Raw genomic sequence first — 15,671 nt, forward strand, 5'->3', positions numbered from 1 at the left:
CGATCCCTGAAGGACTCGAACCCTCAACCTGCTGATTAGAAGTCTTAAGGTGACGACTTCTCAGTATTTCTCCATTCATCTACGAAGCGATGCTTTTATCAATAAAATATGAGAAATTCCACCACCCTCTTTCTGCTTGCTTCACGCTAGTCCACTGGGTTACATTACACCTTGCTTACCCTTTGCTTACCTTTTGGTTGCCTCACGTTACGAAATGCCCTCCGCCAAGCTCACAAAATCTTCCATTGAGCGACTTGCCAACGACGGGCCGTCAGACGTCATCTTCTGGGATGAGGCGCTTCCGGGGTTTGGCCTTCGCATAAAGCCCAACGGCACCAAGTCTTTCGTGGTCCAATACCGCAACCGCACGACCGGCCGCTCCCGACGCAAAACGATTGGTCGTCATGGGCCCCTGATGACCGTGCATCAAGCCCGGGAGACCGCAAAGTCATTGCTGGCTGAAGTCCTGCGCGGCGCCGACCCAGTGGTGGAACTGAGGGCGCAGCGGAAGGCGCCGACCATCGCAGACCTGGCGGACAGGTATCTGGAAGAGCATGCCATCCCGAAAAAGCGCCCGGGCAGCGTGCGCAATGACAGGTCAATGTTGCTACGTCACGTTCTGCCGCAGATCGGCAAGCTTAAGGTCTTCGAGGTCAGATCGGCTGACCTCCAGCGCCTCCACAACAGCCTGCAAAGAACACCCTACGAAGCCAATCGAACGTTGGCGCTTCTGTCCAAAATGTTTTCTCTCGCGATCCCATGGGACATGCGCATGGACAATCCCGCGCTGGGCATCGAGAAATTTCAGGAACAGAAGCGCCAAAGGTGGCTGTCGGATGGAGAGTTGAAGCGTCTGCTTTCTGCGCTGCAAAGTCATCCTAATCAGGTCGCAGCCAACGCCATCCGTCTGCAGTTGCTAACCGGGGCCAGGATTGGGGAAGTGCTATCGGCTCGATGGGACGACTTTGATTTGGACCGCAGCGTTTGGATCAAACCGTCGCACCATACCAAACAGAAGCGCACGGAACACTTGCCGTTATCCTCGGCCTCTGTCGCCCTAATAGACCAATTGGCGAAGGTGCGGCGGGAGAAGTCGGACCACGTCTTCCCCAGCGCCCGGGTCGAGGGGCCGATCAGGGACCTCAAGGCCTTTTGGCGCGCGGTGACGAAGGCGGCCGAATTGCAGGACTACCGCATTCACGACAACCGCCACACCCATGCGTCTCATTTGGTATCGAGCGGCATGAGCCTTGCGATTGTGGGGCGGCTACTTGGCCACACCAACCCCTCAACAACTCAGCGCTACGCGCATTTGGCAGATGATCCGCTGCGCGCGGCGGCAGATGTCATGGCGGCGAAGATATCTTGAAGTTGGCGTTCGGCCCAAAGCTGCCGTCCGTTTTGGGTGTCGGATGCTGCAGCGCGACCCGTCAGACCGGACTTTCGCCGCAGGTGCGAAACCTTGCGCAAGCCGACCCACAGTTCGCAGGACAGAGCTGCCGTTCCATGTTTCGAGTTGATTGTCCGCCTTTGGATGTGCCCATTCGATAGTATCTCTGCAGCAGGGCTCCGGACCGCCACCCACACACATCACCCCGTCGTGCGGATTGCCATAATTCCAAGGAGGCCTGCAGCGCAGGTTAGTCCGGAACAGAATCCAACCCAGATGCCGGAGGCCCCAAGACCCATCGACTCGGCCAGAGCGATCCCGCCGTCCAACCCCACGGCCCAATAGCACGTCGTGCTGAGCACCATCGGCAGAACCGTTCGGCGAAGCCCGCGCAGGGCGCAGACGAACACGATCTACCAAGCGTCGAACACGAAGAATGGCGCGGTCCAAGGGAGCAGGGCAAGCATCAGCTCGCGCGCTTTGGGCGTGGTCTTTGCCCCAGAGAACAGCGTGACGGTCGCGTCCGCGAATACTGCTGCCGTCAGCCTGAGGACTGCGGCGGCCACCGCGGCCAGCCCAGCCCCGAGGCGCAGCAGACGGCGCACGTCACCACCTAACGTACCAACGGCGGCTAGCCGAGCCGACAGGACTTCACCCACGGCACCGGCAGCCGCGTAGTTCAGCTCCATCACTGCGAAGACGACTGTCCCCGCTGCCAGCCAGATCATCGAATGGAGGCCGAACATATAGAGGACAACGCCCAGGAGGACGCTTTCCAATGCCTGTTGGGCACCTGCGGCCCAGCCAAGGCGGACGATCTCACGCGCGGTTCGCGGCACTGCGCGCATACGGACCGCATCGAAGCGTACGAGGCCCGCGCGAACAACACGGACCAAAAGGACTGCCGCCGCGATGGTGTTTACGCCGACAGTGGCCCAGGCCGCGCCGGCCACACCCAAACCGTCCCTGGATCCGATCCCGTGGACTAGCACGATGCTGCCCACGATGTTCCCCAGCACGATGCCTACCGACAGCAATGTGATGGCTCCGGTACGGCTGACAGCGTTCAGGACGTTTTTGAGCGCCGCGAACACCAGTGCCGGGAGTAGCGCCCAGGCCAGAACGCGAGCATAGGCGTCGAAGGTGGCGATCAGCTCGGTATCATATCCGCCGGTGGGAGTGTCGTGCAAGAACTGCGTCGTTCCGGTGATGGTGATTGTCGCGGCGGCATAGCCGACGGAAATGGCATGGTCTGGTGGATATCGACCCAAGACGAGTATCGGGACTGACCCCATGAGATGGAGCGACGTTGTTGAGCTGGCCTTGCAATGGCCCGAAGTTAGCGAAGGCATCTCCTAACGTGAGTCATCGTTAAAACACGCAAACGCCTTCTCACGCCGCACCGCGTGAAGGATGACAGTCTATTGTTGCTCGATGTAACTTCGAGACAGTCTCTTGGGGCTTTGGTCGCTTGTTCGCCATTCTTGGTCCCCCGTTTCCTAATCATGGCGGAGGACCAATTCAGTTTGGGAAGGCTCATGCCAGCGTCGGTGACCAAGTGTCGAGCTTCCAGCCCGCTGCAAACCTGGCAGATGAGCAAAAGACCGCAAGACAAGAAAATTGAGCGCGGTTAACCGCCCAAACACACATACAAAAGCGCCCGCACCTTCCGCGCACGCGCACATGCCTCTAATTCCAACAGTGCATTCACTTCGAGTAATGTGATGAAAGCACACCAACGAAACAGTTATGTGACGTTATGGCGAGGGGAGATGGTCGCGCGAGCCAAGCACGTCCCGCAGTCCCTTGTGTTGCTGCTTTCAATAACTGCAATCGTTTGTCTGCTTTTCTTCGCAGCGTTGGTCCGTCCCTCGATCATGCGCGAAGATAGCTTGGTCGAATCTGCCTCGGCGGCCCTTTTCCTATTCGCCAGTCTGCTTGCTTTCTGGACCTTGGCAACCCGGGACATGGCGTTCAAACGCGATGTGCGGATGCTTCTCGGGGTCTCGTTGTTCTCGCTTCTTCTGTTTTTGAGTGAAGTGAGTTTTGGGGCACGCTTTTTTGATTTCGAGATGCCGCCAATGGAGGGTGGCGGGCAGTTTGATGGCGGGCATGATATTGCCATCATCCTGCTGAGGATGATGCTGAAAGGCGATGCGACATCGTTTGTCGTCGCGCTTTGCCTGCTGCTTGCTTTCATTGGTTTTCTGGCCGTGATCTACAAGGCACGCGATCCCATCCGGCGCTTCCTGCAAGATGACTTCCATTTCGCCCTCTTGCTTCATTTAGGTCTTTTGGCCTGTGGCGTTCTTTTGGACCTTGTGCCGTCTCGCAAAGTCTCTCTGCTGGAGGAAGCTGTCGAGTTCACCGCGTCGGTAACGATTGTCTGGGCTTTGCTTATCTTCCGCCGTGTCTAGTCTTGATGTCCCCAACCTCTCGAGACGCACAACAGTTGGAGTGAGCACACGCCCAGAACAGGCATAAGGCCGACGCACCATGGACAGTTTGCCAGACTGGGTCGTGGGCCGTTTGGTATCGGATCGCGCCGATCCGGGCACCGACCTGACATTCTGCCCAAAAACTGAGCCACTTGGGTGGGAATGATCAATCATAGCAGCGGCTTTTTGCGCAGCCGCGTCAGGAGCGGAATTAATGGTCGCTAAGCACCAACGTTGAAGACATACACAAGCCAACTGGTGATACAACCTATAGGGGAGATTTGTATGGCAGCGCATTACACCAAAATGGTGCACGGCCACATGCCAGGCGCGGACGGCGACGACCAGAGTGAAGTTGCAGCAACAGAATCAGGCGGAGGTCCCCAATGATCAGTTTCGAGGTTGGCGATCGCTGGCAAGGCGGGTTCCTGGGTAAGATCACAATCACCAACACAACCGACCAGATCATAGAAGACTGGTCTTTGGATTTTGACACCACTGGGTATTCGATCCGTGGTGCATGGGGTGGTGATCTGACTATTCATGGCAATATGGCCAACTTTGAGGCCAAGGGCTGGACGACCGATATCGCCCCCGGTGAATCAATCACTTTCGGCTTTTCGGCCGTGGGCGGAGAACCCTTAGAACTGGGAAGCCTGGTTTTTGATGCGAATTTGGAAGATGGCAGCACGGTCAGGGTGCCTGAAGACGCCGAGCCCGCGGGCCAGATACCGACAACGGATGATGACGGCGTCACACTTCCAGTCGGTGGAAACGACGGTGCGCCCTTTGGTGCAGCCGACTACGACGCCGTTCTGAACAAGTCCATGCAGTTTTACTACGCCAACTATGCGGGCGAATTGCCGGACGATCACCCTATTTCATGGCGTTGGGATTCAACGCTTGATGACGGAGCGGAAGTCGGGCGCGATTTGTCGGGCGGCATGTTTGATGCGGGCGATCACGTGAAGTTCGGCTTGCCAATGGCGGGCACAGCCACAACCCTTGCCTGGGGTGGGCTCGAGTTTGAGGACGGATACAAAGACACGGGCGCCTATGACGCGCTCAGTGACCATTTGCGGCAGCTCAACGACTATTTCCTGAATGCCTATGACGACAAAGGCACGGCGGATCTGTCGGACGACGTGTTCCACGCACAGGTGGGCGACGGCAACGACGACCACGCCTTCTGGGGCGCCCCAGAGGACATGTTGATGGACCGTCCCGTCTATTCTCTTGATGCTGAAAACCCCGGAACAGAGGTCACCGCCCAAACGGCCGCCGCGATGGCCTCTGCGTCCATGTTCTTCCGCGCGCAAGGCGACACGGCCTACGCCGATGAGTTGCTCGAAAATGCCGTACAGTTGTTCGAATTCTCCGAGACGTATTTGGGAAGATACACGGACACCGTAACCGATGCCGCGCAGTTCTACTATTCTTGGAGCGGCTATGAGGACGAACTGTCATGGTCTGCGAACTGGCTGTATCAGGCGACCGGGGATGAGGCCTATCTGCAGAAATCCATAGACTACTACGTGGAGCCGAACACCCACTTTGCCTATGGCTGGGACAATATGAGCAACGGCACCACGCTCTTGCTGGCGCAGCAAACTGGGGATGCGCGCTATATTGATGATCTGGACCGACATCTGGACTACTGGATGAACGACATCGCGACCACGCCCGGGACGGATACCAATGATGGCTTGGCCTGGATCGATCAGTGGGGCTCAAACCGCTATGCGGCTAATACATCGCTTCTGGCCACAGTGCACGCGAAGCACATGGCTGAGGTCGATCCCGAGGGCAATGCGGATCGTGTCGAGGATTTGCTGGATTTCGCCTCCGATCAACTGGATTTCATGATGGGCGACAATCCGGATGGGCAGAGTTTTGTTGTCGGCTTCGGCGAAGACTTTCCGCTGAATCCGCACCATCGCGGTGCATCAGGCACAACGCATGTGGATGACCCCGCGCCGAACGCCTACATCCTCCATGGGGCGTTGGTCGGCGGCCCGGCCCGGAATGGCGACTATGACGATGTGCGCACCAACTACGTCGAAAACGAAGTTGCAACGGACTACAACGCTGGTTTTTCGGGTGCATTGGCAGGCGTCTATGAGAGCCAGGTCTACGACATCTGGATGTGACGCCGTTCAAGATACCCGGATCAAGGATTTGTCATCACACTGGCCTGACCAGACGTGACTTACGATCCCTGTTCGCTTTTGCGGATGCGCCCGCCGACCTGTGAGCATGGAACATGCTGGGGCGGACAGGGTCGCAAATCTGTTTTCAGTCTCTCACTACAGAAATGGCTGAAATCTTAGCATATGCGCGGCCTGTCCGGCGGTCTGCTGCCGACCTGATATCGTTGGGGTTGCACCTATGTTTGGTGCATGGACCAGTGAAAACAACCTATTGCAACATCCGCTGGGCGAGGAAGTTTTCATGACGCCAGACTTTATCATCGCAGGCGCACCGAAGTGCGGGACCACATCGCTTCATCAGATCCTGGACCAGCATCCGGACGCCTGGGTCGCAAGAAACGAGATCTATTTCTTCGATGCCGACGATCCGGTCGCCCATGGCGATTTCCTCGGCATTGACGGGGACGATTTATCATGGCGCCATCCAAGGGATCCGGCCATGCGAAAGATGTATGAGAGCCGCTTTGCCGACGCGCCGCAGGATGCGCTGATCGGCGAGGATACCACGACCTACCTTATGTCCGACGTGGCCCCGTTCCGTATCAAAGCGGCCGATGACAAGGTGAAGGTGATCTTCATGCTGCGTGATCCGGTCAAGCGGGCGTTCTCGCAGTATTGGCACCTGCTGCGCAGCGGGCGCACCTGCGACTCCTTCGAAGCCGCCCTGAGCAGCGAGATGTCCATCGTTATGGGATCGACCTATGCGCCACGCTTGCGAAACTTTTACGCAGCTCTTGGGGAGAAGCGTGTCCATGTCGTTCTGTTCGAGGAATTCAAAGCCGATCAACAGGCCACACTTGACGGTTTGACTACATTTCTGGGCCTGTCCCCCATGTCGGTGGAGTCAGTTGAGACCTGGCACAACAGGACAAGATACCCGGCAAAAGCGGAGACGTTGCAGCGTCTCAACCATGTGGGCAGGCTACTGGTCCGGTATCGGTATGCGCGGCACTTCAAACGGCACGTGCCGTTGTCATCGCGTATCGGGCACAAGGCATATCGGCGCTGGTTTCGCTTTGTTTCAGAACGAGTGCTTACCCAAGATCACCCGCCTTCAGACATGCGAGCGAAAACACGCGCATATCTGTGTCAGCATCTTTCAGACCGCAATGCGGGGCTCTCTGATCTTCTTGGCAAGGATTTGAGCCAGTACTGGCAGGGGTTCACGGAATAAGGGAATGCCTAAAACCTGGGCAACAAATGCCCCTTGGCGGCAACAGGCGGCCAAATCGTGTTCAGGTCGGCAAGCTGTCGCGTATGTCCGGGGTTCGTGTTTGTTCGTGCCACCGCTGGACGGTATTTTTTTGGCACTTCCTTGCGATCCCTGCGCTTTTATGGATGTGGAAAAATGCGAGCAATGCGTCGACGTCTAGGGCAGGTTTTCCTGTCAAAAGCTGCTCTTGCCGTTTGTCTGCTGATGCCCTTTGCCGGGTCGGCGCAAGAGGACACTTCCTTCTTCGAGCCATTCGATACCTTGGCAAAGAGCCGGTGGTTCATTTCCAGCGGCTGGGCCAATGGAGACCACCAGAGCTGTCTATGGCACCGGGATCGAGTTGCCATTGAAAACGGCAAGCTGTTGTTGTCGCTGACTGCGGATCCCAAGGAAGACCGGGATCTGAGCTGTGCCGAAATCCAGACCCGCGATCGGTTTGGATATGGCACCTACGAGGCACGGATGAAGGTTCCATACGCAGAGGGGATGAACGCCAATCTTTTTACCTTTATCGGTGCGCCGCAGGAGCGCCCGCATAATGAGATTGATTTCGAGTTCATCGCGCCCCGCCAGCCCGCCCTGCAAACGAACTTCCACACGGCCGAGAGCAGCACCAACGAGGAGGTGCATCGCACATCGGAGGACGACGGGTATCGTACATACTCTTTTATCTGGGAACCGGACCGTATTCGCTGGTTTATCGACGGCTCCCTGATCCGCGATCAGAGCGGCGGTGTCTTACCGGACGAACCGCAGAAAATTTATCTTAGCCTATGGTCCACTGACACTCTGATCGACTGGATGGGACGGTTCGATCCGGCGTCTGCCCCGCAGACATTGCAAGTGGACTGGATGGGGTTCACTGAGCTGGGCAGCGGCTGTGCTTTCGATGAGTCAGTGCTGTGCAATCCCGACGTGGACGCATCGCTGTGAGCGGACCCTGTCTCACCTGGCTTTGGCGCATTGGAGCACCAAGTGCATGATGATCTCTCAGGCGCGCCTTGTGAATCCAGCCGAGAACACACTTTTCGCGGTGCCAGCGGTCGCGCTGTCCATGCTCGTTTTTGCCTATTCGGTGAATTTCGGTGCGATCTCGATCCTCGCGTTCTATGGCTGCTGGGCACTGCCTTTCCTGATCGCACCGAGAATCCTGCTCGCCCAGCCCAGGCCAGTCATGCTGCTGATAATCATGCCGTTCTTTTTCGGGCTTTCAACACTCTGGAGTGACGCGGCCGGGGCCACCTTGCGCGCCGCAATCCAATACACCATCACCTTCGGTGCGGGCTTGATTGCGGCGCGGATCGTGTCGCTTGGGAACCTGGCGCTAGGCAGCATGATTGGTTGTATGCTGGTGCTGATCTATTCGATCATGCAAGGTGGTTATTCATACGACTATATCGACGGTGATTTCGCGTTTCGCGGCGCGTTTTCGTCAAAGAACCAGCTGGGCTATTTCGCGACGCTCACAATTCTCTTCTCGCTCTCGCTGATCTGGATCTTTCAGAGCATAAGCAGTGTTCAGCTTGTTGCTCTTCTCAGTGCCGGGCTTGGATTCGCAATGCTCTGGATGTCGGATTCTGCGACATCCTTGCTGTCGGCGATGGCTGCTTTTGGTGCGATTGCTCTGATCGGAGGTGTCGTGCTCTTGCCGCCCCGCTTGCGTCGCGCTGCCGTGTTCATCATTGTGATCGGCGGTCTCGGAACTGGCCTTGCCGGTCTATTGCTTGGCGGATTTGATGCGGTGTTATCGGCGTTCGGCCGAGACACAAGCCTGACCGGGCGCACTTACCTGTGGAACCAGGCCCTTGAAATCGGTGGGCAGCAACCGCTTTTTGGCCTTGGCTACAACGCGTTCTGGACCCACGGGCGACCTGAAGCAGAAATGCTTTGGCAAGAGTTCTACATCACCGCGCGCACGGGGTTTCATTTCCACAACGCGCTGATCGAGACATATGTGGGCGTTGGCTTGGTGGGTCTCGCTCTTGTTGTGGGAATGTGCATATTGCTGTTCGTACTGCCGTTGCGCGCAGCTTTGCGGCCCGAAAACACGGCCTCCCTATTGTTGATTTTCGGTCTCTCGGTGCTCTTTCTGGTCCGCTCTGTGGCGGAGGTTGATTTCGTAACACCTCACACAGTGGGCACCTTCCTTGTCAGCTTCATTCTGATGCGGCTTCTTGATCGCCCGCAGCCTGTTCGTCGACGGGCTTTCCCGTCGGTCACAGAGGTGCACTTCGTTTCCCAGCGCAGTGTGGTGCTATGAACATGAAGCTATATCGAAAAGCTCCGACAAAGTCCTGCACGACTGCCTGCCTTAGTCGTGCACAGCCAGTGGTTTTGGAGAACCTGCGATGACGCATCCCGTGAAAGAACGTGATATCACATGGAGAAGGGAAGCGGCGCGGAGCTTCAGCCGCGACCGCGAGGAGCCCAGTCTGGATCTGGGTGCGATCACGCGGGCCGTTCGCCGACAAGCCCGGTTAACGATATTGTGGGCGACGGCGGGCGCCATTGTCGCAGTCCTCATGATCCTGGGTACGCTGCCACGCTACACTGCCGTAGAGACTGTCCTTCTTGACGAAGAGCGCGGGGAACTGCTGAACCAGGTTTCGCCACTTCCCAATGCCGTCAGATCGAACACCGCCGTACAGAGCGAGATAGAGATCATTCGCTCCCGAGTTTTGGCGCTGAACGTAGTCGATCTGCTTGAACTTGATAAGGACGAGGATTTTCTGTCGCCACCAGTCGGCATAACCGAACGGGTGCTTGGGCTCGTCTCAAAGGCGACAGGTACCCTCGCGGACCTGCTGACACCTGAACCACCCGCACCGTCAAGCTCGGTTTCTGCCGATGGAGGGACAGCTGAGGAAGGCGGGCTGGATTTCAACCTTGCCGTCACTGACCGCGACCGGGCTGTGCGGATACTGCGGGACCGCCTGTCAGTATCCCGTGCGGGACGCAGTCTTGTCATCCAGATCGGTTTTTCCGATTTCGAGCCACGCCGCGCCGCGATGATCGCACGTGGTTATGGCATTGCTTACGAAAGCTTTCAGTTATCGACATCGACTGCAATTGCCGCCGAAGCCGAGGAGTGGCTCCGTGATCGGTTGGATGTTCTGGAACAGCGAAGCATTGAAGCAGCCGCCGCTGTGCAGGAATTTCGCGCGGCCAACGACTTGGTTCAGGTGCGCGGCGATTTGCTGACAGAGCAGCAACAATCGGAGTTGGCCAGCGCGCTTGTGAGCGCTTCGGCCAGCGCTGCCGAAGCGCAGGCACAGCTTGAAAGCATGGAGTCGCTTCTCGCGAGGTCCAAACAGGGGGAGGAGATTGTCACTGTACCTGGCCTGAATGGACAGCTGGAGCCATCGAGTGAAGCACTTCGGAGCGAGTACCTTGATGCGCGTTTGCGGTATAGCCGACTGGTGACTCAGTTTGGCAGTGAGCACCCACAGGCACAGGACATCAACGAGCGGATGCAATTGCTGCGCGACGCTCTTAAGGTGCAACTTGAGCAGGCAACGGAAGCCGCACGTGTCACTTACAATATCGCGCGCAGCCGGGAAAAATCCCTGCGGACCGATCTTGAATTGACCACGGGCGGGTCGCAGTCGGCACTTGCCCTGCGCGGTCAGTTGCAACAGCTTGAAGCCATTGCGGAAACCCACGCACAGGTTTATCGCGACTACCTCCAGCGTCTCGAAGTTACCATTCAGCAACAGGGCTTCCCGATCGCTTCGATCAAGGTGATTTCGCCCGCGGAAATCCCACGCGATGCCTCGAGCCCGAGAAAGAAAATGATGCTGGCTGCAGGCATTTTTCTGGGTGGTTTGATCGGAGTCCTGATCGGGACATTGCGGGAAATTTCGCCCAAGCCTGCCCGCACGGTTTCGGAACTGCGCCGAAATGCCGGGCTGCGTTGTGCCGGGCTGTTGCCCCGGCGCCGCAGCCTCAAGGATACAGGCGCACTGAATGCCCGCAAACGTACGTTGGAACGGCTGGCCCAAGCCTGCGATAGCACCGTGCTACAGAACCAGGGGCGCCTTGTGGCAATAGCGCCATTGCTGCCCGGGCTTGAAAAGCCAAGCGCTATGCCCGCCGAACTTGCAGCGCATCTGTCGCGCAGTGGAGCGCGGCGCGTATTGCTGATCTTTGAAGACGAGGCACAGATATCGCCGGCGACGCATGCCGAGACAGGTCTTGAGGTTGTGGCACTTCGTAGCGTGGTAGATGGCATTGATGTTTCGGGCGGCGATTTCAGCCTGATCGCCCGCCGTCTGCGCGAGGAGTTCGATGTGGTCCTCCTTGCACTGAGTCCCATTGCGGACGCATATCGGTCAGATCCTCATGCCTGGGCCTACGATACGACGTTGCTGCGGATACCTTGGGGCAAGGTGTCGCCGGATTTCGTCACCGACGCACTGGCGGATCATCCGAGATTTCGCGATGCGCTGTCCACTACCGTGCTGGAGGATGCCGAACTTACGGTCGCGCGGAAATACATGAGCTCGGGCAGCTATGAGGAGCTTGAGATCAATGCGTGAGGTGCGGGTTTCCTGGCGCACCAAGTTGCGGGCGGTGGCTGCGACCCTCATGATCACAGCTCTTTCTCTCATTGTGCCGTTGCAGTCGCGTGCACAGACCGGGACCGAGGCTGTCGAGAGCCAGAAATTGGCACCGCAACAGGTCATTGATATCCGGATCGGGCGCTGGGATCCGGTTCAGGAGACCTATAGTGACTGGCCTGCAGTCGGTGGGACCTATCCAATCAGTACAAGCGGAACCGTGACGCTTCCCATTGTAGGCACTTTGACAGTGGCCGGTACGACACCCGATGATCTGGCGATGCAGATCTCTGATCAGCTCCAGGTGGGTATCGGTCTGCGCGGCAATGTTGAGGTCGTGGTTAACATTGCGGAATTTGCCCCCATTTACGTGCTGGGCGATGTGCGCGCGCCAGGTGTCTACCCCCATGCACCGCAGTTGACCGTTCTGCAGGCGCTCAGCCTGGCCGGAGGCATCGACGGCCCGGGAACCTCTTTCGTGCAAGGTGAAAGCAGTGCGTTGAATGCGCTAGGCAACTACAGGGTTCGCGAGCTTGAACTGTTGCGGCGGCTGGCGACACTCTCCCGTCTGCAAGCCGAGGAAGCCGAGATGGAGATGACCCCGCCCGAAGAGCTTACGGCCTCATCGCTGGGTGCTGAGTTGATCGCGGAGGAGCGGAGAATTATGGCGGCGCGGCAATCGGCCTTTAGTTCAAGCCTTGCGCAGATCGACGATCTAGACGTTTTGCTGCGGGAACGCATCGCTCGACTGAACGCACAGGCAGAGTTGCGTGAAAAGCAACTTGGCTTGCTGGAAGGCGAGCTTCGGGACGCTGCAAGTCTTGTCGAACGCGGTTTATCGACCACCTCACGCCAGAGCGCGCTTCAGCGCCAAGTGACGGATCAGCAGGTGCGGTTGCTCGAAGTGGAAACCGCCCGACTGAATGCTGAGCAGCGCCTCAACGAAGCGCGCCGCGACCGCCTTGATCTGGTTAACGAACGCAGTCGCGAATTGGTACAGGGACTACAGGATCAGCGTGGGGCCATCGGAGAACTCAGGCTTCGCATGGAAACTGACGCTGCGCTGTTCGCTGACGCCACTCGAACGGGCACGGGACTTGTGCAGCTTTCCGCACTCGTTGCGCCGCAGTTGCAGATTACCCGGCAGGGGGCGGAGGGGCCGATAACGTTCCCTGTTGGACGCGGCGATTTCATCCAAGGCGGTGACGTATTGGAGGTCGTGCTGGACGTACCGAGTCCAAACGACGCGATTCCTGTGCGCAGGCTCTCTGAACCGGCAACCTCATCACCGAGCGTCGAGGCGGCCCCATCTGCTGATCCAAAAACCGCACTGGACCAAGCCGAAAGCGTCAAGAAAGGCCTTCCGCCGTCCTGAACGCCCCGGAGGGCTGGTCAGTGCTGAGGTTCCGGCACCGGCGCTCGAAGAATGTCGACCAGCTGATTGATTTGCCAGCCGGGCACCATTTCGGGACGTGCGGCATGATCGCGGGCAGCTTTCGATGCGCGATCGTAGGCACTGGTGTCGTGCCAAAGATGCCGAAGCTGGTCAGCCCATGTTTCGATCGGCGCATCTTTGTCCAGAATAATGCCGCCCGGCCCCACCGCTTCAGGCAGACCGCCGGTCCTAGAAGCCAGCACCGGTATCCCACTGACCTGCGCCTCGGCGGCTATGCGACCAAAAGCTTCCTGCCACTGGCTGGGTGCCAGAACGATCCGAGCCTCGCCGTACACAGTGCGCATGTCATTCGTCGACGGTCGCAATATGACGTTCGGTAGCTTGGCCAGAGCAGCGGTCAGGCTTTTTTCCTGATCCGGCGGAAGTTGCCAGCCGCGCACGAAGACAAAGGGGATTTCAGGACAGGCCGCAGCAACACCGAGAGCAATGTCGACACCTTTGTAGGGATGCGGATTGATGAACGTCACATTCTGGCGGGTCGAGTTCACCCTATACTTCTCGGCCTCGATCATTGGATAGATAACGTCGGCATGCACACCGTCGGTTTCGGCAAAGCGCTCCGCGGTAAATCGGGAATTGGCGATGAACCCAAGATTTGCCAGACCGCGCAGAGAGCCGCCAAGGTCTTCCTTTTCGACATTACGGAGATAGATGAAAGTGCGGGTTTTCTCGCGGTCGATGGCCTGTGCCATCGGCACGGGAAGCCGCGACTGGAAGATGACCGCATCCGCACCGAAGTCCCGGACAACCCGTCGCGCGACCCTGTCTGCAAACCAAGCACGAAAAACCGGGTAACCAAGGCTGTCGTCGCGCACATAGCCATCGCGTGTCAGCTTCAGGAGAACGCGACCCCGCACACCCAACCAACCTGTTCCGGTTAGTCCAGCCAGCACCGCCGCATCGTGACCTTTCGCCCGCAGCCGTTTGACAAGCTCATGCGTACTGGACTGTGCGCCGCCGTACATTTGGGGCAAATGCGGATGGGCGCTGCCAAAGAGAATGCGTAGAGGGCGATCAGTCTTTGTACCTGCAGTGTGCATCGGAACATCCATGATTGGGTGGCGGGGCCAGGAGATATCGGTACGTGTGGATTAGGACGGCATACAACATCTCGTAGTGTGCTGCCGGGTCTTGGACAACCGAACGTCCTGATCCTGGCGCAAGAGCCCCTCGGAGACAGGCGTACCGCTGAAAAAATCACATATGGCGCTGTTTTCAAGGCATTTTTCACATCCGACAGCCAACTGATTCTACAATGTGCGGATGAGCTTGGTCGCCATCACAAATACGGTCACAAGGCCCGATCAGGAGCGTTCCCAGGTTCTCAATGTGCTGATGTGTCGTGCAGTGTGATCGATTGAAAAGCAACAGATGCCCGAGCACATGGCCCGAATGTGCGAAAACCATGCGAAAGCGCAGGTTAACGTCGGCGGTGCCTCGCCTGTACCAACAACCGACATACTGCAACCGCAGCAATTGTCGTACGCTTTTTGCGCGAATCCCATGGATTGTCGGGACGAGCAGTCTGAATCTCAGTTTGTGCAAAACAGCATATACCGGCGGACACGTTGAGGGGAAAAGGTAGTGGCCCCTCATCCGATTTTGTTTTGGTGGCGTACCGCGGAGATGACCAGAAACAAGGATGCTAGATGATGAAATCGATCGAAGTAGAACCTGGCCACCCTGAACATCGCGTCCCGTCTGCTGGAGGTGCAACTACCGCAGCGTGGGCTGGTTTCCGGAACAGAGATACGCCCCTCGGAGGAACGATAAAGAGGGGTATGGATGTCACAGTTGCACTCACCATGCTGGTTGTGCTGTCCCCACTACTCCTCGGGCTGATGCTGTTGGTCTATGCCTCGTCATCGGGGCCGGTTCTCTATCGCCATCGGCGTGTCGGATATGGCAATCGACCTTTTAACTGTCTGAAGTTTCGAACGATGGTCATCAACGGCGATGACGTTCTGGAGAGGCATTTCCAGCGGTATCCAGATGTACGTTGTGAGTGGGAAGAGACCAGAAAACTACAAGACGATCCGCGGGTCACCGCAACCGGCCACGTGCTGCGGAAACTCAGCCTTGATGAACTTCCACAGCTTTTTAATGTCCTGCGCGGGGATATGAGCCTCGTTGGTCCACGGCCGGTCCCGGCAGACGAACTACGTTTGTACGGAAAATCACGACGCTTCTATCTGCGCTCCCGTCCCGGCATCACGGGCCTTTGGCAAGTAAGTGGACGCAACAGCACCACTTACAGGCGCCGTGTGGCTTATGATCGATTGTATGTCGAGCGTTTCAGCAATGCATCTGATATGGCGATCCTTGCCAAGACCCTACCTGCGGCGATGCGTTCAAGCGAGACTTCATGATCGAAAAATCCGGTCACGCGAGTTTGCCGGACCGGG

The 15,671-nt window shown here is 57.7% G+C and carries 11 protein-coding genes; 9 read left to right on the forward strand and 2 right to left on the reverse strand.

Annotated features, from left to right (window positions below):
* Positions 1 to 214 precede the first annotated feature (214 nt).
* Positions 215 to 1,369, forward strand: coding sequence for a site-specific integrase (locus tag Q1A51_RS13650; RefSeq protein WP_299599906.1), 1,155 nt, complete (start codon positions 215 to 217; stop codon positions 1,367 to 1,369).
* Between the two features lie 434 nt (positions 1,370 to 1,803).
* Here the strand turns inward: Q1A51_RS13650 and Q1A51_RS13655 are convergent, their stop codons facing one another.
* A complete protein-coding gene (locus tag Q1A51_RS13655; RefSeq protein ID WP_299599907.1) occupies positions 1,804 to 2,685 on the reverse strand; it encodes a hypothetical protein in 882 nt (293 codons plus the stop codon).
* 582 nt (positions 2,686 to 3,267) lie between these two features.
* Between Q1A51_RS13655 and Q1A51_RS13660 the strand changes: the two genes are divergently transcribed.
* The 7 genes from Q1A51_RS13660 (at position 3,268) to Q1A51_RS13690 (ending at position 13,185) form a co-directional block, all read left to right on the forward strand.
* The gene (locus Q1A51_RS13660) at positions 3,268 to 3,807 is read left to right on the forward strand and encodes a hypothetical protein (RefSeq protein ID WP_299599908.1); all 540 of its coding nucleotides are present in this window, start codon (positions 3,268 to 3,270) and stop codon (positions 3,805 to 3,807) included.
* Between the two features lie 407 nt (positions 3,808 to 4,214).
* Positions 4,215 to 5,978: a glycoside hydrolase family 9 protein gene (locus Q1A51_RS13665; RefSeq protein WP_299599909.1), complete on the forward strand. Its 1,764-nt coding sequence runs from the start codon at positions 4,215 to 4,217 to the stop codon at positions 5,976 to 5,978.
* Between the two features lie 301 nt (positions 5,979 to 6,279).
* Positions 6,280 to 7,212, forward strand: a complete 933-nt coding sequence (locus tag Q1A51_RS13670; protein WP_299599910.1) for a sulfotransferase — start codon at positions 6,280 to 6,282, stop codon at positions 7,210 to 7,212.
* Between the two features lie 183 nt (positions 7,213 to 7,395).
* Positions 7,396 to 8,184: a family 16 glycosylhydrolase gene (locus tag Q1A51_RS13675; protein ID WP_299599911.1), complete on the forward strand. Its 789-nt coding sequence runs from the start codon at positions 7,396 to 7,398 to the stop codon at positions 8,182 to 8,184.
* Between the two features lie 46 nt (positions 8,185 to 8,230).
* Positions 8,231 to 9,511, forward strand: coding sequence for an O-antigen ligase (locus Q1A51_RS13680; RefSeq protein ID WP_299599912.1), 1,281 nt, complete (start codon positions 8,231 to 8,233; stop codon positions 9,509 to 9,511).
* Between the two features lie 88 nt (positions 9,512 to 9,599).
* Positions 9,600 to 11,789 (forward strand): Wzz/FepE/Etk N-terminal domain-containing protein, encoded by a 2,190-nt coding sequence (locus Q1A51_RS13685; RefSeq protein WP_299599913.1) that lies wholly within the window; start codon positions 9,600 to 9,602, stop codon positions 11,787 to 11,789.
* Positions 11,790 to 11,838: 49 nt separating this feature from the next.
* Positions 11,839 to 13,185: a polysaccharide biosynthesis/export family protein gene (locus Q1A51_RS13690; protein ID WP_299599914.1), complete on the forward strand. Its 1,347-nt coding sequence runs from the start codon at positions 11,839 to 11,841 to the stop codon at positions 13,183 to 13,185.
* A gap of 17 nt (positions 13,186 to 13,202) precedes the next feature.
* Here Q1A51_RS13690 and Q1A51_RS13695 read toward each other — a convergent pair whose 3' ends face one another.
* Positions 13,203 to 14,306 carry a glycosyltransferase gene (locus tag Q1A51_RS13695; protein WP_299599915.1) on the reverse strand — a complete coding sequence of 368 codons (1,104 nt, stop codon included), beginning with the start codon at positions 14,304 to 14,306 and terminating at the stop codon, positions 13,203 to 13,205.
* A 741-nt stretch (positions 14,307 to 15,047) separates the two neighbouring features.
* On the opposite strand from Q1A51_RS13695, the gene Q1A51_RS13700 reads away from it, so the two are divergent.
* On the forward strand, positions 15,048 to 15,635 hold the full coding sequence (locus Q1A51_RS13700; protein ID WP_299671379.1) for a sugar transferase: 588 nt from the start codon (positions 15,048 to 15,050) through the stop codon (positions 15,633 to 15,635).
* Positions 15,636 to 15,671: the final 36 nt, after the last annotated feature.

This window comes from uncultured Tateyamaria sp., from assembly GCF_947496075.1.
GTDB lineage: Bacteria > Pseudomonadota > Alphaproteobacteria > Rhodobacterales > Rhodobacteraceae > Tateyamaria.

Coding starts and splice junctions, on each gene's coding strand:
- Q1A51_RS13680 (WP_299599912.1), top strand. CDS start 8,231: ATGATGATCTCTCAGGCGCGCCTTGTGAATCCAGCCGAGAACACACTT.
- Q1A51_RS13655 (WP_299599907.1), bottom strand. CDS start 2,685: ATGGGGTCAGTCCCGATACTCGTCTTGGGTCGATATCCACCAGACCAT.
- Q1A51_RS13690 (WP_299599914.1), top strand. CDS start 11,839: ATGATCACAGCTCTTTCTCTCATTGTGCCGTTGCAGTCGCGTGCACAG.
- Q1A51_RS13660 (WP_299599908.1), top strand. CDS start 3,268: ATGCGCGAAGATAGCTTGGTCGAATCTGCCTCGGCGGCCCTTTTCCTA.
- Q1A51_RS13650 (WP_299599906.1), top strand. CDS start 215: ATGCCCTCCGCCAAGCTCACAAAATCTTCCATTGAGCGACTTGCCAAC.
- Q1A51_RS13700 (WP_299671379.1), top strand. CDS start 15,048: ATGGATGTCACAGTTGCACTCACCATGCTGGTTGTGCTGTCCCCACTA.
- Q1A51_RS13695 (WP_299599915.1), bottom strand. CDS start 14,306: ATGCACACTGCAGGTACAAAGACTGATCGCCCTCTACGCATTCTCTTT.
- Q1A51_RS13685 (WP_299599913.1), top strand. CDS start 9,600: ATGACGCATCCCGTGAAAGAACGTGATATCACATGGAGAAGGGAAGCG.
- Q1A51_RS13670 (WP_299599910.1), top strand. CDS start 6,280: ATGACGCCAGACTTTATCATCGCAGGCGCACCGAAGTGCGGGACCACA.
- Q1A51_RS13675 (WP_299599911.1), top strand. CDS start 7,396: ATGCGTCGACGTCTAGGGCAGGTTTTCCTGTCAAAAGCTGCTCTTGCC.
- Q1A51_RS13665 (WP_299599909.1), top strand. CDS start 4,215: ATGATCAGTTTCGAGGTTGGCGATCGCTGGCAAGGCGGGTTCCTGGGT.